At 70.6% G+C, this 22,272-nt stretch carries 24 protein-coding genes and 3 tRNA genes; 13 read left to right on the top strand and 14 right to left on the bottom strand.

Annotated elements, in window-relative coordinates:
• Nucleotides 1-4 precede the first annotated feature (4 nt).
• Both cofC and KIK09_RS33050 read left to right on the top strand, forming a co-directional pair.
• Complete coding sequence (cofC, locus tag KIK09_RS33045) at nucleotides 5-628, top strand: 2-phospho-L-lactate guanylyltransferase (RefSeq protein WP_250574132.1); 624 nt, start codon at nucleotides 5-7, stop codon at nucleotides 626-628.
• 27 nt (nucleotides 629-655) lie between these two features.
• Entirely contained in the window at nucleotides 656-862 is a 207-nt protein-coding gene (locus KIK09_RS33050) for a hypothetical protein (protein ID WP_214323324.1), read from the top strand.
• Nucleotides 863-1,040: 178 nt separating this feature from the next.
• On the opposite strand, the gene KIK09_RS33055 is transcribed toward KIK09_RS33050, so the two are convergent.
• The 4 genes from KIK09_RS33055 to leuC form a co-directional block, all read right to left on the bottom strand.
• Complete coding sequence (locus KIK09_RS33055; protein ID WP_214323325.1) at nucleotides 1,041-1,340, bottom strand: HU family DNA-binding protein; 300 nt, start codon at nucleotides 1,338-1,340, stop codon at nucleotides 1,041-1,043.
• A gap of 98 nt (nucleotides 1,341-1,438) precedes the next feature.
• On the bottom strand, nucleotides 1,439-1,669 hold the full coding sequence (locus KIK09_RS33060) for an SCO5555 family protein (protein ID WP_214323326.1): 231 nt from the start codon (nucleotides 1,667-1,669) through the stop codon (nucleotides 1,439-1,441).
• Nucleotides 1,648-2,235, bottom strand: coding sequence for a 3-isopropylmalate dehydratase small subunit (gene leuD, locus KIK09_RS33065; protein WP_214323327.1), 588 nt, complete (start codon nucleotides 2,233-2,235; stop codon nucleotides 1,648-1,650). Before leuD ends, KIK09_RS33060 begins: the two co-directional genes overlap by 22 nt.
• 11 nt (nucleotides 2,236-2,246) lie before the next feature.
• A complete protein-coding gene (leuC, locus tag KIK09_RS33070) occupies nucleotides 2,247-3,635 on the bottom strand; it encodes a 3-isopropylmalate dehydratase large subunit (protein WP_214323328.1) in 1,389 nt (462 codons plus the stop codon).
• 64 nt (nucleotides 3,636-3,699) lie between these two features.
• Between leuC and KIK09_RS33075 the strand changes: the two genes are divergently transcribed.
• The 3 genes from KIK09_RS33075 (at nucleotide 3,700) to KIK09_RS33085 (ending at nucleotide 8,451) form a co-directional block, all read left to right on the top strand.
• Nucleotides 3,700-4,416, top strand: coding sequence for an IclR family transcriptional regulator (locus KIK09_RS33075; protein ID WP_214323329.1), 717 nt, complete (start codon nucleotides 3,700-3,702; stop codon nucleotides 4,414-4,416).
• Nucleotides 4,417-5,091: 675 nt separating this feature from the next.
• A complete protein-coding gene (locus KIK09_RS33080) occupies nucleotides 5,092-6,810 on the top strand; it encodes a hypothetical protein (protein WP_214323330.1) in 1,719 nt (572 codons plus the stop codon).
• 813 nt (nucleotides 6,811-7,623) lie between these two features.
• Nucleotides 7,624-8,451, top strand: a complete 828-nt coding sequence (locus tag KIK09_RS33085) for a TIGR03560 family F420-dependent LLM class oxidoreductase (protein ID WP_214323331.1) — start codon at nucleotides 7,624-7,626, stop codon at nucleotides 8,449-8,451.
• 268 nt (nucleotides 8,452-8,719) lie between these two features.
• On the opposite strand, the gene KIK09_RS33090 is transcribed toward KIK09_RS33085, so the two are convergent.
• The 4 genes from KIK09_RS33090 to KIK09_RS60200 form a co-directional block, all read right to left on the bottom strand.
• Nucleotides 8,720-8,792, bottom strand: a tRNA-Glu gene (locus tag KIK09_RS33090).
• A gap of 18 nt (nucleotides 8,793-8,810) precedes the next feature.
• Nucleotides 8,811-8,886, bottom strand: a tRNA-Glu gene (locus tag KIK09_RS33095).
• 87 nt (nucleotides 8,887-8,973) lie between these two features.
• On the bottom strand, nucleotides 8,974-9,570 hold the full coding sequence (locus KIK09_RS33100; protein WP_214323332.1) for a response regulator: 597 nt from the start codon (nucleotides 9,568-9,570) through the stop codon (nucleotides 8,974-8,976).
• Nucleotides 9,567-10,721, bottom strand: coding sequence for a sensor histidine kinase (locus tag KIK09_RS60200; RefSeq protein WP_214323333.1), 1,155 nt, complete (start codon nucleotides 10,719-10,721; stop codon nucleotides 9,567-9,569). Before KIK09_RS60200 ends, KIK09_RS33100 begins: the two co-directional genes overlap by 4 nt.
• A gap of 107 nt (nucleotides 10,722-10,828) precedes the next feature.
• Between KIK09_RS60200 and KIK09_RS33110 the strand changes: the two genes are divergently transcribed.
• A complete protein-coding gene (locus tag KIK09_RS33110; RefSeq protein ID WP_250574133.1) occupies nucleotides 10,829-11,746 on the top strand; it encodes an alpha/beta fold hydrolase in 918 nt (305 codons plus the stop codon).
• Nucleotides 11,747-11,753: 7 nt separating this feature from the next.
• Here the strand turns inward: KIK09_RS33110 and KIK09_RS33115 are convergent.
• Nucleotides 11,754-11,825 (bottom strand) — tRNA-Gln (locus KIK09_RS33115).
• Between the two features lie 154 nt (nucleotides 11,826-11,979).
• Between KIK09_RS33115 and KIK09_RS33120 the strand changes: the two genes are divergently transcribed.
• Nucleotides 11,980-13,962 (top strand): M3 family metallopeptidase, encoded by a 1,983-nt coding sequence (locus tag KIK09_RS33120; protein ID WP_214323334.1) that lies wholly within the window; start codon nucleotides 11,980-11,982, stop codon nucleotides 13,960-13,962.
• 23 nt (nucleotides 13,963-13,985) lie between these two features.
• On the opposite strand, the gene KIK09_RS33125 is transcribed toward KIK09_RS33120, so the two are convergent.
• A complete protein-coding gene (locus KIK09_RS33125; RefSeq protein ID WP_214323335.1) occupies nucleotides 13,986-14,543 on the bottom strand; it encodes a PadR family transcriptional regulator in 558 nt (185 codons plus the stop codon).
• 54 nt (nucleotides 14,544-14,597) lie between these two features.
• On the opposite strand from KIK09_RS33125, the gene KIK09_RS33130 reads away from it, so the two are divergent.
• A complete protein-coding gene (locus KIK09_RS33130; RefSeq protein ID WP_214323336.1) occupies nucleotides 14,598-15,863 on the top strand; it encodes an MATE family efflux transporter in 1,266 nt (421 codons plus the stop codon).
• On the opposite strand, the gene gltX is transcribed toward KIK09_RS33130, so the two are convergent.
• Nucleotides 15,757-17,130, bottom strand: coding sequence for a glutamate--tRNA ligase (gene gltX / locus KIK09_RS33135; protein ID WP_214323337.1), 1,374 nt, complete (start codon nucleotides 17,128-17,130; stop codon nucleotides 15,757-15,759). The two genes, KIK09_RS33130 and gltX, sit on opposite strands and share 107 nt — an antisense overlap.
• Nucleotides 17,123-17,896, bottom strand: a complete 774-nt coding sequence (locus KIK09_RS33140) for a fumarylacetoacetate hydrolase family protein (RefSeq protein ID WP_214323338.1) — start codon at nucleotides 17,894-17,896, stop codon at nucleotides 17,123-17,125. Before KIK09_RS33140 ends, gltX begins: the two co-directional genes overlap by 8 nt.
• Before the next feature lie 301 nt (nucleotides 17,897-18,197).
• Here KIK09_RS33140 and KIK09_RS33145 point away from each other — a divergent pair, with 301 nt between their 5' ends.
• Genes KIK09_RS33145 through KIK09_RS33165 form a run of 5 tightly spaced genes read left to right on the top strand, consistent with a single transcriptional unit; the run spans nucleotide 18,198 to nucleotide 20,262 of the window.
• The gene (locus KIK09_RS33145) at nucleotides 18,198-18,662 is read left to right on the top strand and encodes an Asp23/Gls24 family envelope stress response protein (RefSeq protein WP_214323339.1); all 465 of its coding nucleotides are present in this window, start codon (nucleotides 18,198-18,200) and stop codon (nucleotides 18,660-18,662) included.
• A 10-nt stretch (nucleotides 18,663-18,672) separates the two neighbouring features.
• Entirely contained in the window at nucleotides 18,673-18,861 is a 189-nt protein-coding gene (locus KIK09_RS33150; RefSeq protein ID WP_214323645.1) for a hypothetical protein, read from the top strand.
• Nucleotides 18,858-19,178 (top strand): Asp23/Gls24 family envelope stress response protein, encoded by a 321-nt coding sequence (locus tag KIK09_RS33155; RefSeq protein WP_214323340.1) that lies wholly within the window; start codon nucleotides 18,858-18,860, stop codon nucleotides 19,176-19,178. The genes KIK09_RS33150 and KIK09_RS33155 overlap by 4 nt, the downstream gene beginning before the upstream one ends.
• Nucleotides 19,175-19,732, top strand: coding sequence for a DUF6286 domain-containing protein (locus tag KIK09_RS33160; RefSeq protein WP_214323341.1), 558 nt, complete (start codon nucleotides 19,175-19,177; stop codon nucleotides 19,730-19,732). The genes KIK09_RS33155 and KIK09_RS33160 overlap by 4 nt, the downstream gene beginning before the upstream one ends.
• Nucleotides 19,729-20,262 carry a hypothetical protein gene (locus KIK09_RS33165; RefSeq protein WP_214323342.1) on the top strand — a complete coding sequence of 178 codons (534 nt, stop codon included), beginning with the start codon at nucleotides 19,729-19,731 and terminating at the stop codon, nucleotides 20,260-20,262. The genes KIK09_RS33160 and KIK09_RS33165 overlap by 4 nt, the downstream gene beginning before the upstream one ends.
• On the opposite strand, the gene KIK09_RS33170 is transcribed toward KIK09_RS33165, so the two are convergent.
• Complete coding sequence (locus KIK09_RS33170; RefSeq protein ID WP_214323343.1) at nucleotides 20,259-20,843, bottom strand: HD domain-containing protein; 585 nt, start codon at nucleotides 20,841-20,843, stop codon at nucleotides 20,259-20,261. The genes KIK09_RS33165 and KIK09_RS33170 overlap by 4 nt on opposite strands.
• A complete protein-coding gene (locus KIK09_RS33175) occupies nucleotides 20,840-22,234 on the bottom strand; it encodes a hypothetical protein (RefSeq protein WP_214323344.1) in 1,395 nt (464 codons plus the stop codon). The genes KIK09_RS33170 and KIK09_RS33175 overlap by 4 nt, the downstream gene beginning before the upstream one ends.
• Nucleotides 22,235-22,272 lie beyond the last annotated feature (38 nt).

Consider the following 22,272-nt stretch of genomic DNA (forward strand, 5'->3'; position numbering starts at 1 on the left):
GCCTATGAGCAACCGCTGGTCCGTGGTCATCCCGGTGAAGACGCTGGTCGCGGCGAAGACACGGCTGGCCGCCGCCACCGGGCCCTACCGGACGCGGCTGGCCGTGGCCGTCGCCTCCGACACCGTCTCGGCCGCGCTCTCCTGCCCACTGGTGGCGCGGGTAATCGTGGTCACCTCGGATCCGGCCGCCGCGGGCCCGCTGGCGGGGCTCGGGGCCGAGGTGGTGCACGACCCCGACCGAGGGCTCAACACCGCCCTGCGCACGGGCGCCGCGCACGCCGTACGGCACGGCGGGCCGATCGGCGCGCTCCAGGCGGACCTGCCGGCCCTGAGGTCCGCCGAGCTGGCCGTCGCCCTGGCGGCCGCGGCCGACTACGACCAGGCGTTCGTGCCGGACGCGCAGGGCGTCGGCACCACGTTCTACGGCGTGCAGGACGGGATCCCGTTCACGCCCAGGTTCGGCGGCGAGTCGCGGGCCAAGCACCTGGCCGGCGGCGCCAAGGAGCTGAACCCGGAGGGCATCGAGTCGGTCAGGCGCGACGTGGACACCCCGGACGACCTGCGGGCGGCCCTCGCGCTCGGGCTCGGCCCGCACACGGCCGAGGTGGTCAGGCTGCTGTGGCCGTGATCGGACAAAGCGTTTACGCTGGTCGACGTGCAGGCCACGGTACGCACCTTCGATCCGGCCACCCGATCGGGCACGGTCTTCCTCGACGACGGGACGGTGCTCGAGTTCCCGACGAGCGCCTTCGACGCGGGGCCGCTGCTGTTGCTGCGCTCCGGCCAGCGGGTGAATCTGGTCACCTCCTCCGAGGGCCGGATCACCTACATCACGCTTTCCACGTTTCCCGTGCCTGATTGATTTCCGTTACGGCGAGGCCGGGTTCCGTGCGGCGTAACGGCGGCCGGCCCGGATCGCCGGAGGAGCGTCTCCCTGGATGGAGGCCCGCCCTGTGCGGCGGGTGGTGGTGGGGTGGCTTGCCGTACGAAAAAGAAGAACGCCCGGGCCGAATGCGGCCCGGGCGTTCTTCTTTTGGCGTTTACTTCTTCTTGGCTGCCTTCTTGCCGCCGATGTTCACGAGCTCCTTGAAGTCGGAGCCCGGGCGGAACTTGGGTCCCCAGCTCTCGGCGACCTTGATCTCGGCACCGGTCGACGGGTTCCTGGCAGTCCGCGCCGGCTTGTGGACCATCTCGAACGCGCCGAAGCCCGTGATCGAGACCTTGTCTCCGCTTGCGACCGCCTTCTGCACGGCGTCGATGATCGCGTTCACGGCCTCGGTGGCCGTCTTCTTGTCGCCCACCCGATCTGCGATGGCGTCGACGAGTTCCCGCTTGTTCATGAAAGTTCTGCTCCCCCAGTTTGGCTCGGGGTTCCAGCTCTCGAGTACGACGTAGAAACCCCTTACGGGCTCGAAAGTAGGCCGGATCGCTGGGGAACTCAATTACCCAGGGGGCTTTCTTTACCGCGTGGCGTGTCGTCGAGGCTGGTCAGGAAGGCTTCCAGACGGGCCGCGGCCCGTTCTGGATCACGCTTCGCGAGGTCGCAGATAGCGAGATATCGCCGTGCACAGCGCTCTTTCTCGGCGGGCGGGAGCATGCGGACGCGGCGGTGCGCCTCGCGCAACCGCCGCGCCAGTTCGTCGTCTTCTAGACGGTCGTCGGCAGCCATGGCTGCCGACCATTCTCGTACGTGCCGATGTCGTCACCGTGACGCAGGGTCAGCCCGATGTCGTCCAGGCCCTCCATGAGCCGCCAGCGCGTGTAGTCGTCCAGATCGAACGACCAGGCCTGGTCGCCCAGGCGGACCTCGCGCTCGGCCAGGTCGACGGTGATCCGCGTGGTCGGGTCCGCCTCGACGGCCGACTGCAGCTCCTCCACGATCTTGACGTCGAGCACGACGGGCAGCAGGCCCATCTTGGTGGAGTTGTTGCGGAAGATGTCGCCGAACCTGGGCGCGATCACGACGCGGAAGCCGTACTGCTGGATGGCCCAGACGGCGTGCTCGCGCGAGGAGCCGGTGCCGAAGTCGGGACCCGCCAGCAGGATCGAGGCGCCGTCGTACTTCTCCTGGTTCAGCACGAAACCGGGGTCCTCGCGCCAGGCGGAGAACAGGCCCTTCTCGAAGCCGGTGCGGCTGACCTGCTTGAGCCAGACGGCCGGGATGATCTGGTCGGTGTCGACGTTGCTGCGGCGCAGCGGCACCGCCGTACCGGTGTGGGTGGTGAAAGCTTCCATTTCGGGTTCTCCTAGGCCAGGTCGGCGGGCGCGGTGAGCTTGCCGGTGACGGCGGTCGCGGCGGCGACCTGGGGCGACACCAGGTGGGTGCGGCCACCCTTGCCCTGGCGGCCCTCGAAGTTGCGGTTGGAGGTCGACGCGCTGCGCTCGCCCGGCTGGAGCGTGTCCGGGTTCATGCCCAGGCACATCGAGCAGCCGGCCTGGCGCCACTCGGCCCCCGCCTCCTCGAAGACCTTGTCCAGGCCCTCCTTCTCGGCCTCCAGCTTGACCAGCATGGAGCCGGGCACCACCAGCGTGCGGGTCTTGACCTTGCGCCCGCGCAGGATCTCGGCGGCGGCCCGCAGGTCCTCCACGCGCCCGTTGGTGCACGAGCCGACGAAGACCGTGTCGACCTCGATCTCGCGCAGCGGCGTGCCCGCGGTCAGGCCCATGTACTCCAGCGCCCGCTCGGCCGCGGCCCGATCGACCGGGTCGGCGAAGCTCTCGGGGTCGGGTACGGCCTCGCCGAGCGGCAGGCCCTGGCCCGGGTTCGTGCCCCAGGTCACGTACGGCGTGAGCGTCGAGGCGTCGATCTCGACGACCTTGTCGAAGGTGGCGTCGTCGTCGGTGCGCAGCGACTTCCAGTACTCCACGGCCTGGTCCCAGGCCTCGCCCGTCGGGGCGTGCTTGCGGCCCTTGAGGTAGGCGAACGTGGTCTCGTCCGGGGCGATCATGCCGGCGCGGGCGCCCGCCTCGATGGACATGTTGCAGACCGTCATCCGGCCCTCCATGGAGAGCTTGCGGATTGCCTCGCCGCGGTACTCGACGATGTAGCCCTGGCCGCCGCCGGTGCCGATCTTGGCGATGATCGCCAGGATCAGGTCCTTGGCCGTGACGCCGGCGGGCAGGTCGCCCTTGACCTCGATGGCCATCGTCTTGGGCCGGTAGGCGGGCAGCGTCTGGGTGGCCAGCACGTGCTCGACCTCGGAGGTGCCGATGCCGAACGCGATGCCGCCGAAGGCGCCGTGGGTGGAGGTGTGCGAGTCGCCGCACACGATCGTCATGCCCGGCTGGGTCAGGCCGAACTGCGGGCCGATGATGTGCACCACGCCCTGCCCGGCGTCGCCCATCGGGTGCAGCCGGATACCGAACTCGGCGGCGTTCTTGCGCAGGGTCTCGACCTGCGTCTTGGACACCGGGTCCGAGATCGGGCCGAGCACGGTCGGCACGTTGTGGTCCTCGGTGGCGATCGTGAGATCGGGCCTTCGCACGCTACGGCCGGCGAGACGCAGGCCGTCGAACGCCTGCGGGCTGGTCACCTCGTGAATGAGGTGCAGGTCGATGTAGAGCAGGTCCGGCTCACCCTCGGCACGCCGCACGACGTGCTGCTCCCAGACCTTCTCGGCCAGTGTGCGGCCCATTGATCTCCTCCTTGAGATTCCCTCCGACTTGCTTTCTCATATGTCGAGACGGCAGTATCGGTGTATGGACAACTCTAGCGGAGTCGGCGTACTGGACAAGGCCGTTCTCGTGCTCAACGCTCTCGAAGCGGGCCCTGCCTCGCTCGCGCAGCTCGTTCAGGCCACCGGCCTGGCCCGGCCCACGGCGCACCGGCTCGCGGTCGCACTGGAGCACCACAGGATCGTCACCCGCGACACGCAAGGCCGTTTCGTCCTCGGACCGCGTCTTTCCGAGTTGTCCACAGCGGCGGGCGAGGACCGGTTGCTGGCCGTCGCCGCCCCCATCTTGTTGCAGTTGCGAGATTTGACCGGGGAGAGTGCGCAACTTTACCGGCGCCAGGGTGACGAGCGGGTGTGCGTGGCGGCGGCCGAGCGTGCGTCAGGGCTTCGCGACACCGTGCCCGTGGGGTCGGCCCTGCCGATGACCGCGGGGTCGGCGGCCCAGATACTGCTGGCGTGGGAGGAGCCTGACCGGCTGCACCGCGGGTTGCGCGGCGCCAAGTTCACCGCGGCCACCCTGGCCTCGGTGCGGCGGCGTGGCTGGGCTCACAGCGTGGGCGAGCGGGAGCAGGGCGTGGCCAGCGTCTCGGCGCCCATCCGCGGCACCGGCGGCAAGGTCATCGCGGCCGTGTCGGTCTCGGGCCCCATCGAACGCCTCACCCGCGCCCCCGGCCGCCTCCACGCGGTCCCCGTCATGGCCGCCGCCGAACGCATCACCGAGGCCATGCGCCGCTCCTCCTAACGCTCCCCGCCGTACTCCGGCTGAGGACCCGCGCCCGGCGCTTCCGGCGAGTCGGCGCCGCTTCCCCACCGCCACGGCACCCAGGACCCAGCTGAGCGCGCCTCCGGGTCACGCGCCGTACCTGAGCGCCGAGCCGGACGCCCCACCAGCGCGGTCGCCCCTGGAACGGCGGCCCCCCTCTGTACGGCAGGCCCCAGTACGTCCACCCCCGGAACGGCGGGCCACCCCCCAGGCGCCGGGTCGGTGAGACGTTGTGCGGCGGAGATCGGCGCCCGGGTACGGCGCGCGACCTGGAGCGCTGGGACGTGGGTTCCGGGCGTCGTTGCGGTGGGCAAGTGTCACCGACTCGCCAGTGTCGCCGGTCGCGGATCCTCAGCCGAAGTACGGCGGGCGGCCGGAGGGCGCGGCCTGCCGTACAAGAACAAGCCGCCGCACGCGAAACGGGCCGCCGTACAGGAGCAAGCCACCGCACAAGAAGCAAGCCACCGCACAAGAAGCGGGCCACCGCACGAGAAGCGGGCCGCCGTGTGAGAACAAGCCGTGCAAGAAACGGGCCGGCGGGCGAGGGGCGGCGGGTGAGGGTGGGGAAGTGCTGCTATTGGACGCGGTGCCCATGATCAGCAAAACCGCCTAATTGGGGAGCCGAGTGCCTCGCGGGAGCACTAGCCTGATTGGGTGACCGATCGCATCGAGGTAGCCGCCACTGAGCTGCGACCCCTGCTCGAAGAGTTCATCATGTGGGCGCGTACCAACGCGCCCGGAAGCGACCCCGAGCTCGTGGGGCCCGCCGCACTCTGGCACCGTCTCGCCTTCTCCGACGACACCGGCACGTGGAAGCGCGCCGACCTGCGCAACGTGCTGCTCGACCGGATGCCCAAGGTCGTCGAGGACCCCGATGCGGCCGCCGACGGGATGCTGCCCGCCGTCGACGCCTACCTGACGTTCCTGTCGCAGACCGGCAAGCTCAGCGAGCGCTCCGACTCGCTGGACGATCTGCAGGCCGAGCTCGACGACCTCGAGGAGGACTTCGTCGAGCTCATGGAGGACCTGCTCGACGAGGACGGCGAGGACGACGACGAGGAGGAGGGCAGCGACCTGGGCGACTTCGAGCCGTTCGCGGACGAGCTCGGCGACCTGCCCACGATCCGGCTGCGGCCCGACTCCGAGCTGGCCGCCGCCGCGCGCCAGGTCCCGCTCATCGCCAAGGCCCGCGACCTGGCCCTCTGGGTCGGCTCGGGCCGCAAGGTGGGCGACGACTCGCTGCTGTCCGACTCCGAGGTCGAGCAGGCCCTGGAGGCCATCGGCCTGGAGCGCCCCGACACCGAGGGCCCGCTGGCCGAGTCGGTCCCCCAGCTGTGGAACATCTGGAACCTCGCCGTCGACCTGGAGTTCCTCGAGCCCGGCGAGGGCAACACGGTCGCCGTCCAGGACGACACCGCCGAGTGGCCCTTCGACGACGACGAGGACGTGCTCGACGCCTGGATGCTCGGCCTGCACTCGGTCGACTACGGCGACCCCGAGCTGGCCGACGACGACCTGACCATGGCGCTGGCCGGGCTCTCCCGCGGCGTGCTGGTACGGCTGCTGCTGGCCGGCGGCTCGCGACCACGCGAGGAGCTGGCCACCGAGCTGCGTGAGGCCGCCGCCGAGCTGGACGAGCTGGGCGCCGAGGCCTGGGAGGCCGCGGGCGACCCGCTGGCGTCGGTGCTCGACTGGCTCAGCGGGTACGGCATGCTCGAGGTCGCCGGTGCCACGGTCACGCTGACCGCGCTCGGCACCGAAGGCATCGTCCACCTGGTCGACGACGCCGACATCGAGGTCGACGCCCGTCCCGCGATCGAGTCGATGAGCGCGCACGACCTGCTCGAGCTCAGCGCCGAGCTGCCCGAGGACGAGGCCGACGCGGAGCTCGCCGCCTGGATGGAGCGCCGCGAGCCCGCCCGCGCCGCCGAGGAGCTGCTCGCGGCCGCGGCCGAGGACGACGGCAACGCCCTCATCAGGGTCCAGGCCGCCAGCGTGGTCGGCACGCTCGGCGAGGCCGCGATCCCGGCCTGGCAGGAGGCGCTCAAGGAGCCCTCCCTGCGGCCCTACGCGGCCACCCACCTCAGCCAGCTCGAGGTGCCCGGCGCACCCGAGCCCACCCAGGACGATACGCACTGGCTCATCCTGGACATGTGGACGATCTCGGCTGGGCTGGGGCGGGCGGAGTTCGTGGGCAGCCTCAAGGACATCGGGCCTGACCTGCTCAACAACCTGCTCGAGGTGATCTGGAAGATTCCGCACGCGCACGTGGAGGAGTTGCTGGACCTCATCTCCCAGGTCCATCCGGACAAGCAAGTCGCCAAGGCCGCCCGCCGGGCCCTGTTCAAAGCCCGCTCCGCCGGCCACCCCTGACCTCCCGCGCCCCGCGTCACCCCCCACCTCCGCGCCGGGCCCCCTCCACCCACCTCCGGGCCTCCTCCACCCACCTCCAGGCCCCCTCCAACCGCCTTCAGGCCCCCTCCAACCGCCTTCAGGCCTCCTCCACCCGAGGCCCCTTTCCCACTCTTCCAGGGCCCCCTCGTGTCACCCGTCTTTGGTGACCCCGCGCTGCCCGGCTCCCGTCGCCCTGTGCTGCCCGCCTCGCGCGCCTCAGGTCCCTGCGTCACCGCCTCGGGGTCCTGGGTTGCCGCCTCCACGGTCCCGGGTCGCCGCCCTGGGTGCCCGGGTGGGCCGCCGTACCAGGGCGCCGACAACCGCCGTACAACGTCCCGCCGACCCGGCGCCAGTGAGTCCCTGCGCGTTCCCTAGGGCCCCTGCGTCGCGGGTCGGGCGCTTCTCGCTGCTCGGCCTCGCCGCATCCCTCGTTACCCCTCCGTGCGTCCCGCGTCGCGCGCCTCAGGGTCCCGCGTCGCGCGCCTCGGGTCCCGCGTTAGGTCCCGCTTTGGGTCCCGCGTCAGGGGTGCCGCGTTGGGGGTGCCGCGTTGGGGGTGCCGCGTTGGGGGTGCCGCGTTGGGGGTGCCGCGTTGGGGGTGCCGCGTTGGGGGTGCCGCGTTGGGGGGCTCGGGTGGTCGCCTCGGGAGCTCGGGGAGTCGCCGTGCCGAGGGGTCGAGGACCGCTGTAGGGCGGATCGTCGGGTCGGGGCGTCGTGGGGTGGTCAGGGGTGGGGTGGGAGGGGATGCTGGCGGGGGGCCCGGCTGTGGGGCTGGGTGTGGTGAGGAGGTTGGGATGCGGTTCGCGATCAAGACGAGGCCGGAGCACCAGACGTGGGCGGAGATCCGTGATGTCTGGGTGGCGGCGGATCAGATCGAGCTGTTCGAGTCCGCCTGGAACTGGGATCACTTCTATCCGCTGACCGGTGACACGCTGAACGGCCCGAACCTGGAGGGCTGGACGATGCTGGCCGCGATGGCGCAGGCCACGCGGCGGATCCGGCTGGGCTGCCAGGTGACCGGCATGATCTACCGGCATCCGGCGGTGCTGGCGAACATGGCGGCGACGGTCGACATCATCTCCGATGGGCGGCTGGAGCTGGGGCTGGGCGCCGGGTGGAACCAGCAGGAGTGCGACGCCTACGGGATCGAGCTGCCGCCGCTGCGGGAGCGTTTCGACCGGTTCGACGAAGGCGTCGAGGCCATCGCGAAGCTGCTGAGCCAGACCTCGACCACGTTCGAGGGCCGCTACGTCCGCCTGACCGACGCCAGGTGCGAGCCGAAGCCGGTGCAGCGGCCGTACCCGCCCATCACGATCGGCGGACGCGGGCCGAAGCGCACGCTGCGCACGGCGGCGCGCTGGGCGCAGCAGTGGAACGTGATCACCCAGGACGCCGATGACTGGCTCGCGCTGAAGGAGGTCCTGCTGGGCCACTGCGCCGATCTGGGACGGGAGCCGTCGGAGATCACGTGCTCGGTGAACGTCCGGGTCGATCCCGACGACGTGGACGCAGTGACGGGCCCGGTGGACGCCTACCGCGAGGCGGGCGCCGACCTGGTGATCATCAACCTGCCGCACCACGCGAAGCCGGACATCCTGGAACGGCTCGCCGGGATCCTCTGACAGCGCACCACCGAGCAGCAGGCTGCTCGGCCGCTACCGCACGTCGACGCGGCGCTGGAGGAGCTGGGCGCCCCGGTGGACGGCCAGGCGGATGTTCTACTACACGGTGTCCCACGCGCTGCGGAGGCCTTCGGGGCCGATCGCCTGGTCCTGGGCTCGGACTTCGCCTTCGCCGACCACGGTGCGGCGGTTAGACCCTGCCTTCGCAGGCAAAAAAGAAATGAGCAGACCGAGAAGGCTCGGACTGCTCATGACACGCGAGAGACAGTAGTCCCGACCGGATTCGAACCGGCGCTACCGCCTTGAGAGGGCGGCGTCCTGGGCCACTAGACGACGGGACCTTCGCGAGCTTGTGACAGTGGTAGTCCCGACCGGATTCGAACCGGCGCTACCGCCTTGAGAGGGCGGCGTCCTGGGCCACTAGACGACGGGACCCTGTCCACAAGCGAACGTGCCGGGCCTCCCCGGCAACGGAGGTAACTCTACCGCACCCCGAGGAGTGCCACCAAACCGCTTTGCAGGTCACAGAATCCCTCTGCGGTAGGCCTCGCCGACGGCGGCGGCCCTGTCGCGGACGTCGAGCTTGGCGTAGATGTGCAGCAGATGCGTCTTGACGCTGGCCTCGCTGATGAACAGCCGGGAGGCCGCCTCCCTGTTCGTGGCCCCTCCCGCGACCAGCCGCAGCACCTCGAGCTCCCGCTTGCTGAGCGCGGCGCGCACCGGCTTGCGGACGTGCTCGGCCAGCCTGCCCGCCACGGCGGGCGCGAGGACCGTCTCGCCCCGGTGGGTGGCCCGCAGCGCGCGTACGAGCTCGTCGGGTTCGGCGTCCTTGAGCAGGTAGCCGCTGGCGCCGGCCGCCAGCGCGGGCAGCACGTCGGTGTCGAAGGTGGTCAGCACCAGCACCCGGGTGCCGCTCAGCGAGCGGATCGCCGTCACCCCGTCCATGCCCGGCATGCGCAGGTCCATCAGCACGACGTCGGGCCGCAGCTCGGCGGCCAGCCGCAGGGCCGTCTCGCCGTCGGCCGCCTCCCCCACCACCTCGAGGTCGTCGTGGCCGGCCAGGGCCGCGCGCAGGCCGTCGCGCACGATCGGGTGGTCGTCCACTATGAGGACCCTCATCGTCCGCCTTCCGCTGGTATCGCGGGCACGCTGACGGCGACGGCCGTGCCCTGCCCCGGCTCGGATTCGACCTCCAGGGTGCCACCCACGCCGTGCACCCGCTGCCGCATGCCGTCCAGCCCGAATCCCTCGCGCGGGCTCTCTGGATCGAAGCCGCGCCCGTCGTCGCGGACGTCGAGCAGGACCGCGGAGTCCTCGTAGGACAGCGTCACGCCCGCCCTGGCGGCCCCGGCGTGCTTGGCCACGTTGGCCAGCGCCTCCTGGGCCACCCTGAACAGGGTCACCTCCAGGTCGGGCGCGAGCGCGACGGGCGTGCCCGTGACCTCGACGGTCAGCGCGACGTCGGCGGTCTCGCCCCACGTGCGGGCCATCCGGGTGATCGCCTCGGGCAGCAGGCCGTTCTCCAGCGGCTCGGGCCGCAGGGCGCGCACCGAACGGCGGGCCTCGGCCAGGCCCCGCGCGGCCAGCGTCGCCGCCTGGTCGAGGTGGCGCCGCCGTACCGTCTCCTCGGCCGCGCGGTCGGCGGCGCGCAGCTGGCCGGTGAGGGCGACCAGGTCCTGCGCGATCGTGTCGTGGATCTCGCCGGACATCCGCTGCCGCTCGTCGCGGACGCCCGCCTCTCTGGCCTGCTCGAGCAGGCGGGCGTGCAGCTCGGCGTTCTCGGCGAGCGCCGTGCGCAGCTCGGTGATCAGCTCGCGCCGCTTGTCGCTCTCCGCGGCGACGTACCATCCCGCGAACACCAGGGGTACGGCGATGCCGCCGATGACCGTGTACACCCCGACCTGCGCCTCGGGTCCCATCTGGCCGACGACGGTGAGCACGGCCGTGCCCGTGACGCCGATCATGGCCAGCCGGGCGGGCAGGATTGCGAAGGCCAGCAGGTATCCGACGGAGGCGAACACCGCGAACGCCGCGCTCCTGGTCACCAGCGCCCAGGCCAGCACGTCGAGGACCACGTAGTAGCCGCACACGAGCGCGGGACGCTCGTCACGGCGCGGGAACAGCCAGATCAGCGGCACGATCCAGGCCGCGGCCAGCACGACGAGCGGCACGGTGCCGGCGCCCGCGCCCATGAACGCCGCGCCGGCCGCCGAGACCGCGAGCAGGCCGTAGGCCAGCCCGACATGGATCCAGCGCGTCACGTCCGTCACCCGTCCAGCCTGGCACGTATCCACCGATCGATGGATGCCGAGCCTCCACCGCATGGGTCGCCACCTGGGCGATTCGCCGCGCGAGCCAGGACTACATCCTGACTTGCATGACGAACATCTCCAGAAGAGGCATGCTGCAGGCCACCGCCGTCGCGGGCGCGGTGACCGCGACGGGCGCGGCGAAGAAGGGCGTCACCACCTACGTCTTCGTGACGGGCGCCAACGGCGTGGCGACCGCGGATCCCGAGCTGGCCCTGCGCGGCTACCGCACGGTCGGCGTGGAGCTGCCCGGCCACGGTCCCGCCGAGCAGTTCCACGCCTCCTACCAGGCCCCGCAGGACCTGGCCACGTTCGCGTCGCTGCCCTCGCCGGTGGCCGGGGTGACGCTGGACGACCACGTCGCGGCCACGGTCAAGGCGGTACGGCGGGCCGCGCCGCACGGCCCGGTCATCCTGGTCGGCGGGAGCCTGGGCGGCGTGGTGATCACCAAGGTGGCCGACGCGGTGCCGGACCTGATCCACCGGCTCGTGTACGACACGGCGTTCTGCTGCACGCGGCTGCGTTCGGCGGCCGACTACCTGGGCACGCCGGAGGGCAAGGCGAGCCTGGTGCCGAACCTGGTGAAGGGCATGGTGGCCGACCCGCGGGTGATCAAGGCGTCACGGACCAACTGGCGGACGAACGACAAGGAGTTCCTGCGGGCGGCCAAGGAAGCGTTCATGGCCGAGGCCAGTGAGGGCGAGTTCCTGGCGATGCTCAACACGCTGCTGCCGGACGAGAGCCTCCAGGTGCCGGTCGCCGACGCCAGGGGCCACAAGGACAGGTGGGGCCGGGTGCCGCGCACCTACATCAGGCACGCCAAGGACCGGACGATCCCGCTCGCGCTGCAGGACAGGATGATCAGAGAAGCGGACGCCGCGACACCGGGCAACAGGTTTCAGGTCTTCACCGTGGAGGCGTCACACGCACCGACAGCCGAGGCGACACGGAAGATCATCGAAATTCTCGACCGGCTGGGAAAATGAGGGAAAGCTGGGGTACCAGGACTCGAACCTAGACTAACTGAACCAGAATCAGTCGTGCTGCCAATTACACCATACCCCACCGTATGCGGGCCCTTTGTGGGGCTCGCTCGGCGACCTCCGAAAGAATAGCCCAGCTTGGCGGGTGACACCAAAACGATTCCCTCAAACGCGCGCCGACCACCCGGTCATGCCAAGCTGAAGGGGACAAAACACCACGTGGAGGAGCCCTAGCGTTGGCCGAGAACCCGTTCTTCGCCCCCAGCAGCCTGCCGTATCAGCTGCCGCCCTTCGAGGAGATCCGCGAGGAGCACTACCTGCCCGCCTTCGAGCGCGGCATGGCCGATCACCTGGCCGAGGTCGACGCCATCGCGAACAGCACCGAGCCGCCCACCTTCGCCAACACCGTCGCCGCGCTCGAGCGCGCGGGCCAGATCCTGAGCCGCGTGTCGATGGTCTTCTTCAGCGTCGCCGCCTCCGACTCCACCGACACGATCATGGAGATCGAGCAGCAGGTCTCGCCCGCGCTGGCCAAGCACAGCGACGCCGTCCGGCTCAACCGGGCGCTGTGGGCGCGGATCAAGCAGGTGGCCACGGCCGACCCCGAGGAGGCGTGGCTGCTGGAGAAGTACCGGGAGGACTTCGTCAGGGCCGGCGCGGACCTGTCGGAGGAGCAGCAGGCCCGGCTGCGGGAGCTCAACGAGGAGCTGTCGAGGCTGTCCACCGAGTTCTCGCAGAACCTGATCAAGGCCTCCACCGAGTCGGCGCTGGTCGTCGAGGACCCGGCCGAGCTCGACGGGCTGGACGAGGCCCAGATCAAGGCGCTGGAGAAGGACGGCAAGTACGTCCTGCCGCTGCTCAACTTCACCAACCAGCCGGCGCTGGCCCAGCTCACCGATCGCGGCGTGCGCGAGAGGCTCTACCGGCTGAGCGTGGAGCGGGCGCCGCAGAACTTCGCGCTGGCGATCAGGATGGCCACGCTGCGGGCCGAGCGTTCCGCGCTGCTCGGCTTCCCCAACCACGCGGCCTACGCGGTGGCGGACCAGACGGCCAAGACCGTGGAGGCGGTCGAGTCGATGCTCGGCCAGCTCGTGGGGCCCGCCGTACGCAACGCGCGCAAGGAGGCCGAGGCGCTGGCCGAGCAGGCAGCCAAATATGGACAACACAGCGCGATCGAGCCGTGGGACTGGTCGTTCTACACCGAGAAGGTGCGGGCGGCTCGCTACGACTTCGACGCCGAGGCGATGCGGCCCTACTTCGAGCTGAACCGGGTCTTCCTGGACGGCATCTTCCACGCGGCCACGCAGCTGTACGGGATCACGTTCACCGAGCGGACCGACCTGAAGGGGTACAACCCGGACGTTAGGGTCTTCGAGGTGTTCGACGGTGACGGCAGCGCGCTCGGGCTGTTCGCGCTCGACCCGTACGCGCGGCCCACCAAGCGGGGCGGCGCGTGGATGAACAACCTGGTCGACCAGTCGTTCCTGTTCGGCGAGAAGCCCGTGGTGATGAACAACCTCAACATCACCAAGCCCGCCGAGGGGCCGACGCTGCTCACCTTCGACGAGGTCAACACCGCCTTCCACGAGTTCGGCCACGCCCTGCACGGGCTGTTCTCGCAGGTGCGCTACCCGCGGGTGTCCGGCACCAACGTGCCGCGCGACTTCGTGGAGTACCCCTCGCAGGTCAACGAGATGTGGGCGACCTGGCCGGAGATCCTGGCCAACTACGCCAAGCACCACGAGACCGGCGAGCCGATGCCGGCCGAGCTGGTGGCCAAGATGACGGCCACCGAGAAGTTCAACCAGGGCTTCAAGACCGTGGAGTACCTGGCGGCGACGTTGCTCGACTGGGCCTGGCACAAGCTGGGCGAGGGTGAGACCGTCGAGGACGCGCAGGCGTTCGAGCAGGCCGCGCTCGAGGCGGCGCAGATCGCCTTCCCGCTGGTGCGGACCCGCTACCGGACGAACTACTTCGCGCACATCTTCTCCGGCGGCTACAGCGCGGCCTACTACTCCTACATCTGGAGCGAGGTGCTCGACGCCGAGAGCGTGCTGTGGTTCAAGGAGAACGGCGGGCTGAAGCGGGAGAACGGCGACCACTTCCGCCGCGAGCTGCTGTCCAAGGGCGGCAGCCTCGACCCGCTGACCCAGTTCCGCAACTTCCGCGGCCGCGAGCCCAGCATCCAGCCCCTCCTGGAGCGCCGCGGCCTGTCCTGACCCGCCCCTGCCGCGTCCGGGCGCTATCGGAGTGGCGTGGCATGGGGTGATTCCAGCTCGGTCAGGCGGTCCTCGAGCCAGGCGCGTTCGGCTTTGCCGGTGGCTCGGGCGATGAGCAGCATGCCGCGCCGGTTGGGGTCGGGCTCGTCCTCGGCCCTGACCGGGCGGTCGCCCTCGTAGAAGAAGCTGGCGGGCGTGCGCAGGAAGTCGAGCCGGCGGCGCAGCACCGCCGCCTGCTGCTGCTCCGGCAGCACCGACAGGAACGTCAGCAGCGCGAAGAACCGGCTCTGGTCGCTGATGTCCAGGTCCGGTGGCTCACCGAGCCGTTTCGTGAGCTCGTCGCGGCCCTTGTCCGTGAGCGTGATCACCAGCCTGCGCGCAGCCGCGGCGCCCTCCTCCTCGTGCCGCTCGACCAGGCCCTTGGCCTCAAGCCGGGCGACCGCCGGATAGAGCGCGCCGTCGCTGAGCGGCCGCATGTGGCCGCTGAGCGCGTTGAGCCTGTTCTTGAGCTCGTAGCCGTGCATCGGCCGCTCGTTCAGGAACCCCAGGATGGTGAGGGTCAGGTCACCGCCACTTGCCATGGGCGCATCGTATCGCTATACATCGAAACGACATATAGCGAATCGAGGTAAATCATGATCCGGTTGGCCCTGCCCGTCTACGTGGAGTTGCTCACGGCCGTCGTGGCGGTGAGCGTGATCGACCTGTTGTGGGTGTCCGGGCTCGGCCCTGAGGCGATAGCCACGGTCACCGTGGCGACCACGCTGGAGTACCTGGCCTACGGGGTGTTCCTGGCCATCCCCTTCGGCCTTACGGTCGTGGTCGGGCGCCTCGACGGCCGCGCTCCCCTGGGCCCGGCGATCAGGTCCGGCTGGGCGCTGTGGGCCGCGGCGTCGGCGGTGATCGTGGTCCCCGCGCTGCTGCTGCGGCCGGTGCTGGCGCTCGGCACGCACGCCGAGGGCTTCCTGCTGATCTCGCTCGGCGGCCTGCCGGTGTACTTCGCCCAGACCGTGGCCGACGGCATCGTCAAGGGCCTCGGCAACACCCGGATCCCGATGCGCAACGCGCTGATCTGCAACGCCCTGGTCATCGCGCTGGACCCGCTGTGCATCTACGGCCTCGGCCTGGGGGTGGACGGCGCCGCCTGGGCCACCCTCACGGCCCGCGCGATCACGCTCGCCATCTCCTGCCGCACCCTGGTACGGCTGACGCGCCCCGCAACCGCGGCTTCGACGCCGCAGGGCGCCCGCAGGGTCTTGGAGAATGCCGGAAACGTCGTGAAGACGGGGCTGCCGATGTCCGGGGATTTCCTGGCACGGGACATCGTGGGGTGGCTGCAGACCGGGCTGGTGGCCTCGTTCGGCACCGCCGCGCTGGCCGGGTTCGGCATCGGCCAGAAGATCATGCTGGCCGGGGTGATGGCCTTCTACGCGCTCAAGCAGGCCGCCATGATCCAGAACGCCCGCTCCCAGGCCTCCGGGTCGCCGTTGTGGCTCGGGCTGGGAGCGGGGGTGGTGGTCGCGGCGGGATTGAACCTGCTGGCCGTACCGGCTGCGGGGTTGTTCACCGCGGACCCCGAGGCCGCGGTGAGCTACCTGCGCTGGATGGCGCTCTACCTGGTGCCGTTCGGCGGGCTGATCGCCGTGGGCGGGCGCATGCAGGCCGACGGCAGGGGTGGCCGGCTGTTCGCGGCCACGCTGGCCGGCTTCGCCGTACAGCTGCCCCTGGCCTATCTGCTGAGCGCCAGGATCGGCGTCACAGGGGTGTGGGTGGCGTCGGCGGTGGGCGCCGCCGTCAGCCTCGCAGGCGTGCTAGCGCGGCGCGCAGCCGCTCCTGCGACCGCCCCCTGCCCAGCACCTCGATCGACTCGAACAGCGGCAGCCCCACCGTCCGGCCCGTAACGGCCACCCGGACCGGGGCCTGCGCCTTGCCGAGCTTGAGCCCCTGGGCGTTGCCGACCTCCTCGAGCGCCTCCTTGAGCGACTCGGGGTCCCAGCTGACGGTCTCGAGCTTGGCCAGGTAGCCGGACAGGATCTCCTCCGCCGAGCTCTTCATGGCCTTGTCCCAGGAGGCCTGGTCGAAGACGGGCTCTTCGAGGAAGAGGAAGTCGACGTTCTGCCTGATCTCCGACAGGACCGTGAGGCGGGTCTGCGCCAGCGGCGCGACCTTGCTGAACGTCTCGCGGTCCCACATCGGGTCGAGGTAGGGCGCGCAGCGCTCCTCGAACACCTCGGCCGGCAGCGCCCGGATGTACTCGCCGTTGAAGGCGCGCAGCTTCTTCTCGTCGAAGAAGGCGCTGGCGGAGTTGACGTTCTCCACCTTGAACAGCGGCATCATCTCCGCCCACGGCATGATCTCGCGGTCGTCGCCGGGCCCCCAGCCCAGCAGCATCAGGTAGTTGACCATGGCCTCGGCCAGGTAACCCTCGGCGCGGTAGTCCTCAAGGGCGACCTTGTCGCGGCGCTTGGACAGCTTCTTGCGCTGCTCGTTGACGATCACCGGCAGGTGCGCCCAGACCGGCGGGTTGGCGCCGAGCGCGGGCCAGAGCAGCTGCTGCTTGGCGGCGTTGCCCAGGTGCTCCTCGCCGCGCACGACGTGGGTGATGTTCTGGGTGATGTCGTCGACCGCGTTGGCCAGCACGTAGAGCGGCGTGCCGTTGGTGCGGGCGATGACGAAGTCCTCCTGGGCCTCGTTGGGGAACTCGACCCGGCCGCGGATGACGTCGTCGACCACGGTGACGCCCTCGTCGGGCGTGCGGAAGCGGACCGCGCCCTCGGTCAGGCCGCGGTCGCGGCAGTAGCCGTCGTAGCCCTTGTGCTCGGAACCGGTCCTGGCGACCAGGTCGTCCCTGGTGCAGTCGCAGTAGTAGGCCCGGCCGTCGGCCAGCAGCTTGGCCACGGCCTCGCGGTGCTGCGGCTCGAACGCGGACTGGAAGTACGGGCCCTCGAAGACCGGGTTGGAGCCGTTGACGCCGATCCAGTCGAGCGCCGAGATGATGCCCTCGGTCCACTCCGGCTTGTTGCGGCTGGCGTCGGTGTCCTCGATACGCAGCACGAACCGTCCGCCGGTCTGCTCGGCCATGGCCCAGTTGAACAGCGCCGTGCGGGCGCCGCCCACGTGGAACATACCGGTCGGGGACGGGGCGAAACGCACCCGTAGATCAGTCACGGGAGACCACCTTGTTCGTCAGGGTGCCGATGCCCTCGATGCCGACGCTGACCTCGTCGCCGACCTCGAGCGGGCCCACGCCCGCCGGGGTGCCGGTGAGGATCACGTCGCCGGGGATCAGCGTCATGACCGCGCTCACGTACGCCACGAGCGCGGGGATGTCGTTGATGAGCTGGCTGGTGCGGGCGCTCTGCCGTACCTCGCCGTTGACCGTGGTCGTCAGGGCCAGGTCGCTCGGGTCGAGGTCGGTCTGGATCCACGGGCCGAGCGGGCAGAAAGTGTCGAAGCTCTTGGCCCGGGTGAACTGGACGTCCTTCTTCTGCAGGTCGCGCGCGGTGACGTCGTTGGCGCAGGTGTAGCCGAAGATCACGTCCTTGACCCGGTCGACCGGCACCTCGCGGCACAGCCGCCCGATGACCACGGCCAGCTCTCCCTCGAAGTCGACCCGGTCGGACAGCGCCGGATAGGCGATCGCCTCGCCGTCACCGATCACGGAGGTCGACGGCTTGAGGAAGATGAGCGGCTCCTCGGGCACCTCGTTGCCCAGTTCCTTGGCGTGGTCGGCATAGTTCCTGCCGATGGCGACGACCTTGCTCGGCAGCATCGGGGCGAGCAGCCGCACCTGGCTGAGCGGTTGCCGCTCGCCGGTGAACTGCACCTGCCCGAACGGGTGGCCGGAGACGGTGGAGATGAACTCCTCGCCCGGGCCGCCCTCGACGACGCCGAACGACACGCCTTCGCCTGTGGAGAACCTAGCTATACGCACCTGACAAGGCTATCGCTGGCCTGCAATCCAATTAGCCGCCCCCAACCTCCCGTCGCAGGACATAGAGGTGCGAACAGGGAGCGCCCCCGGCCGCATCACCGCTGTCTGGAACGTCAAAGAGCTGAGTGTCGTACGGCGCGCCGCGACAACCCCGCCCGGCCCTCGACGCGCGAGCCGGGCGCAGCTCGAGTCAGGAAAGACCCACAAGCGTATATAGAGTGCGTTTTCAGGCGCATTTTTCGTGAATTGGCGGTAATTGTCCGGGACGTAGTGACTCAGCGAGCGTCGGGGGTGACGGATCGTGGCGGAGCCAAGCGTCAAGGATCAAGCGCCGGCGGTCCCGGGACAGAGAACCCAGGAAGCCGGAGCGCTCAAGACCGAGAAGGGCGCGACCACCATCGACGACGCCGTCGTCGCCAAGATCGCCGGTCTGGCCGCAAGCCAGGTGGACGGGGTGTACGCCATGGGCGGCGGCACCGCGAGGGCGCTGGGCGTGATGCGCGGCATGGTGGGCGCGGAGAAGAGCGTCTCCCAGGGCGTCTCCGTCGAGGTGGGCGAGCGCCAGGCAGCGGTCGACCTGGACCTGGTCGCCGAGTACGGCACCGCGATCCCGGAGATGGCGGCAGCCGTACGCGCCAAGGTCATCGCCGAGGTCGAGCGGATGTGCGGCCTGGAGGTCACCGAGGTCAACATCAAGGTCGACGACGTGCATCTGCCGGGCGAGAAGTCCGAGACCGCAGAGCACCCGGAACCCAGGGTCCAGTGAAGGAGGCGTGATGAGCAACACCGCAGTGCTGCCGCTGATCGGTATGGCCGTGGGCATGGTGCTCGGGCTGGCCGGGGCCTTCGGCGGGCTCGGGGCGTTCCTGCTCGTGCTCGTGCTGGGGGCCGTCGGACTCCTGGTCGGACGGGTCCTGCAGGGCGGTGAGATCACCCTGCCGAACCTCACCGCGAAGAGACGATGACCACCGCCGCCGTCGGGCAGCGCGGCCGCACGCGGATCACGGACCGGGTGGCCACCCGGATCGCCATCCAGAGCGCGGCCGAGCTGCCGGCGGTGCTGCGGGTCGACACCGGCGGGCCGATGTGGGCGCAGGCCACGGAGGCGAAGGTCGCCGGGGAGGCGATCGCGATCCGCCTGGCGGTGACCGTCGCCTACCCGGTGCCGCTGCGCGAGCTCTCGGCCCAGATCAGGGATTACGTGGCCCACCGGGTGGCCCAGCTCACGGGTCTCGCGGTCTCCCGGGTGGACCTGAGGATCACCACGGAGCTCCAGCCATGAGCGCCACGCCGGCCGACAAGACGGCCATGAAGATGTTCCGCCCGTCGCGGACGGTGCTGTCGTCGCTGGTCGCGCTGCTCATCACGGTGGTGGGCGTGCTGGTGGCCGCCGAGGTCGTCTCGGCGCTGCTCAACCGTCCGCTGGTCGCCTATGCCCGCATGTACGTCTGGGCCGTGACCAATCCGTGGCGGCAGCCGCTCATCCTGATCGTGGCCTTGCTGATGCTCGCGGCCGGGCTGGCGTTGCTGGTGACCGCGTTGCGTTCCGGGCGATCTGGCCTGATACCGGTGCACACCGGCGATCCCGACCTGATGGTGGGGGTGCGGGCCAGGAGCTTCGCCAGTGCCCTGGGGCACACCGCCGAGCAGGTGCCCGGGGTCTACGAGGCGCATGCCTCGATCCGCGGGCCCACGGTCACCATCACCGGTCGCGTGGCCGGGCCGGAGAAGGAGCAGGCGGCGGAAGCCGTACGGCATGCCGTCCTGACCAGGATGGCGGCGCTGCAGCCCGTGACGCCGCTCGCGGTGCGGGTCGATCTCAAGGAGCGGGCATGAACCGGCGGACGGCGCGTGGCAACCGGATCGGACTGACCCTGGTCGGCCTGCTCCTGGTCCTGCTCGGCGTACTCGGCCTGGTGCTGTGGGGCACGACGCCCGCGAACCAGCCGATCCTGCTCACGCGGATGCGCGACCCCATGGTGTGGTGGGGCGTGGCGGTGGTCGCGGCGATCATGGCGATCCTGGGCCTGCGCTGGCTGCTCGTCCAGGGCCGCCGCGCCACGGCCGGCACGCTGCGCCTGGATTCGGGGCCCACGGGAACGACGCTCGTCTCCTCGAACGGCATCACCCAGGCGGTGGCCGCCGACGTGGCCGCCAGCCCCGCGGTGCTGCGGGCCAGCGCCAACCTGGGCGAGGCGGGCGAGGTGCGGCTCAACCTGGTGGCCGACGAGCAGGCTCCGATGAGCCAGGTCCTGACCCAGCTGTCCGACGTGGCGATCCCGCGGATGCGCTCGACGCTGGAGACCGAGCGCGTGCCCGCGGTCGCCCAGGTGACGCTCGAGCCGGCCAAGCGGCGCGTGAGCTAGCGGTCCAGCGGGTTGGCGGCGATGTGGTCGGCGATGCCGGCACGCACGAAGCGGCCCGCCAGGCTGTCCGGCTTGCGCGCCCCCTGCTCGGTGACGCAGGCGGTGAACTCCTTGGCGATGTCGAGCCGCGGGTAGCGCGCCAGCACGTCCACGCGCACGCCGGCGGGGATCTCCTCGGTGCGGCGGCCGGAGATGTCCATCCCGGTGGACAGTTCGAGCAGGTGGCCCTCGGGGTCCTGCTCGACGTCCACCTGGTCCCACATGTGGCGGATGATCACCTCGGCGGCGCGCACCCTGCGCTCGACCGGCCAGCCGGCGCCCGCGCCGAACACCCACGCCACGTGCCCGCCGGCCTCCTCGAAGGGCACGGTGTGGCTGTCGAACTGCGGGGTGAGCCCGATGTCGTGCAGCATCGAGGACACGAACAGCAGCTCGTCGTCGAACCCGATCCCGTGCTCGCGCCCGTAGGCGGCGGCGAACAGATAGGCCCTGATGGAGTGGTTCAGCAGCGACGGCGTGTGGTACTCGGTCGCGACCTCGAGGGCGGTACGGCAGGCAGGGGTGTCCGGGAAGTCCATCATGCGTCCACCATGTCGTGAGATCGCGGGGTGGCGCGAGTGGCCGGGCGGTCCTCTTCCGCAATATTCCGGCCAATGGCCAGCCCCGCGGCCAGGCAGATCAGCGGTACGGCGGGCAGCACGTACCGGTGGTCGAAGGCGGCGATGAGCACGGGCACGACCAGCAGGACCACGCCCGCCGTCCACGGCAGGAGGACCACTCCGCCCAGGCGCCGCCAACGCACCACGATCCCGGCCAGCCCGATCACGAGCAGCACGGCCAGGAAGGGCCCGCGCAGGAACCCGAATTCCTGATATTTCCGGATCAGTCCCGCGTAGGGCTCGACGGTCATCGTCTCGCCGGTGAAGCCCTGGTAGGCGGTCGTGAGCTCGGCGGCCGTCTTACCTTGGGACGCGGGTCCCTTCTTGAAGGGCGCCGGGCGCTCGGGGAAGACGTAGGCGCTCTGCGGCCCCGCGACCGGGTACACCCACCGGTCCCAGGTGAACACGTGGGCCACGTCGCCGAGCCCGGTGAGCAGGAAGTCGAGCGGCTGGGCCAGGATGATCCGCTTGGCCTCGGCCCCGGCGGCGGCATCCTTGCCCGCGGAGTCGGTGTCGAGCTGGTTGATGGGCGAGTCGGCGCCCCAGATGTACTCCGGCGGCGCCTTGCGCTGCCCCAGGGGCTCCTTGGGGCACAGGCTGTGCCCGGGCTCGCACTCGGCGAACGTCATGGTCCGCGCCCACAGGAACGTGCCGCCCCGGCTCAGCCCGAGCTGGCCGTACTCGCTCTGGAACCACAGGGCGTAGCCCGCGAGCGGAACGGCGCAGGCGGCGGCCAGCGCGACGAGCGGCCGCCAGCCCGCGCGGCGCAGCAGCAGCCCGACCAGCACCACCGCGATCACCGGCAGCCCCATCGTGCGCGTCACCGTGGCCGCGGCCAGCAGCAGGCCGGCGCCCGCGCCCACCCAGAGCGTGGGGCGCCGCCGCCACAGCACCAGCGTCACCGCGGCCATCACCAGGAAGACAAACAGCAGGTCGGCCATGATCAGGTGCTCGAGCTGGATCTGGAAGGCGTCGAGCAGCGCCGGCAGCGCGAACAGCGTGGCCGCCCAGCCGGGCAGGCCTGCCAGCCGCCGCAGCAGCAGGTAGATGAACACGCCGATGGCCAGGCCCATCAGGTGCTGGACGACGACGACCAGTTCCAGGCTGGACAGCGGCTTGAGCGCCCACAGGAACAGCGAGTAGCCCGACGTGCGCGACTCCAGCGGCCGCGGGTCGAGGGCGGCACCCAGGTAGGCGAAGGAGTCCGCCCAGAACCAGATCGCGGGCCGGTACCCCAGCAGCGCCACGATCCGCAGGGCCAGGCCCGCCAGCAGCGCCACCAGGAAGATCGCGTGCGTGCGGACCTGGGACATAGCCCCCGACAATACCGGCGAAACGCCATAACGATCGC

This window comes from Nonomuraea sediminis (assembly GCF_018531495.1).
GTDB classification, from domain to species: domain Bacteria; phylum Actinomycetota; class Actinomycetes; order Streptosporangiales; family Streptosporangiaceae; genus Nonomuraea; species Nonomuraea sediminis.

What these genes read in the sequence shown, in the direction of transcription:
- cofC (WP_250574132.1), top strand. Translation starts at nt 5, where the DNA reads ATGAGCAACCGCTGGTCCGTGGTCATCCCGGTGAAGACGCTGGTCGCG.
- KIK09_RS33055 (WP_214323325.1), bottom strand. Translation starts at nt 1,340, where the DNA reads ATGAACAAGCGGGAACTCGTCGACGCCATCGCAGATCGGGTGGGCGAC.
- KIK09_RS33060 (WP_214323326.1), bottom strand. Translation starts at nt 1,669, where the DNA reads ATGGCTGCCGACGACCGTCTAGAAGACGACGAACTGGCGCGGCGGTTG.
- leuD (WP_214323327.1), bottom strand. Translation starts at nt 2,235, where the DNA reads ATGGAAGCTTTCACCACCCACACCGGTACGGCGGTGCCGCTGCGCCGC.
- leuC (WP_214323328.1), bottom strand. Translation starts at nt 3,635, where the DNA reads ATGGGCCGCACACTGGCCGAGAAGGTCTGGGAGCAGCACGTCGTGCGG.
- KIK09_RS33075 (WP_214323329.1), top strand. Translation starts at nt 3,700, where the DNA reads ATGGACAACTCTAGCGGAGTCGGCGTACTGGACAAGGCCGTTCTCGTG.
- KIK09_RS33085 (WP_214323331.1), top strand. Translation starts at nt 7,624, where the DNA reads ATGCGGTTCGCGATCAAGACGAGGCCGGAGCACCAGACGTGGGCGGAG.
- KIK09_RS33100 (WP_214323332.1), bottom strand. Translation starts at nt 9,570, where the DNA reads ATGAGGGTCCTCATAGTGGACGACCACCCGATCGTGCGCGACGGCCTG.
- KIK09_RS33110 (WP_250574133.1), top strand. Translation starts at nt 10,829, where the DNA reads ATGACGAACATCTCCAGAAGAGGCATGCTGCAGGCCACCGCCGTCGCG.
- KIK09_RS33125 (WP_214323335.1), bottom strand. Translation starts at nt 14,543, where the DNA reads ATGGCAAGTGGCGGTGACCTGACCCTCACCATCCTGGGGTTCCTGAAC.
- KIK09_RS33130 (WP_214323336.1), top strand. Translation starts at nt 14,598, where the DNA reads ATGATCCGGTTGGCCCTGCCCGTCTACGTGGAGTTGCTCACGGCCGTC.
- KIK09_RS33150 (WP_214323645.1), top strand. Translation starts at nt 18,673, where the DNA reads ATGAGCAACACCGCAGTGCTGCCGCTGATCGGTATGGCCGTGGGCATG.
- KIK09_RS33155 (WP_214323340.1), top strand. Translation starts at nt 18,858, where the DNA reads ATGACCACCGCCGCCGTCGGGCAGCGCGGCCGCACGCGGATCACGGAC.
- KIK09_RS33160 (WP_214323341.1), top strand. Translation starts at nt 19,175, where the DNA reads ATGAGCGCCACGCCGGCCGACAAGACGGCCATGAAGATGTTCCGCCCG.
- KIK09_RS33165 (WP_214323342.1), top strand. Translation starts at nt 19,729, where the DNA reads ATGAACCGGCGGACGGCGCGTGGCAACCGGATCGGACTGACCCTGGTC.
- KIK09_RS33170 (WP_214323343.1), bottom strand. Translation starts at nt 20,843, where the DNA reads ATGATGGACTTCCCGGACACCCCTGCCTGCCGTACCGCCCTCGAGGTC.
- KIK09_RS33175 (WP_214323344.1), bottom strand. Translation starts at nt 22,234, where the DNA reads ATGTCCCAGGTCCGCACGCACGCGATCTTCCTGGTGGCGCTGCTGGCG.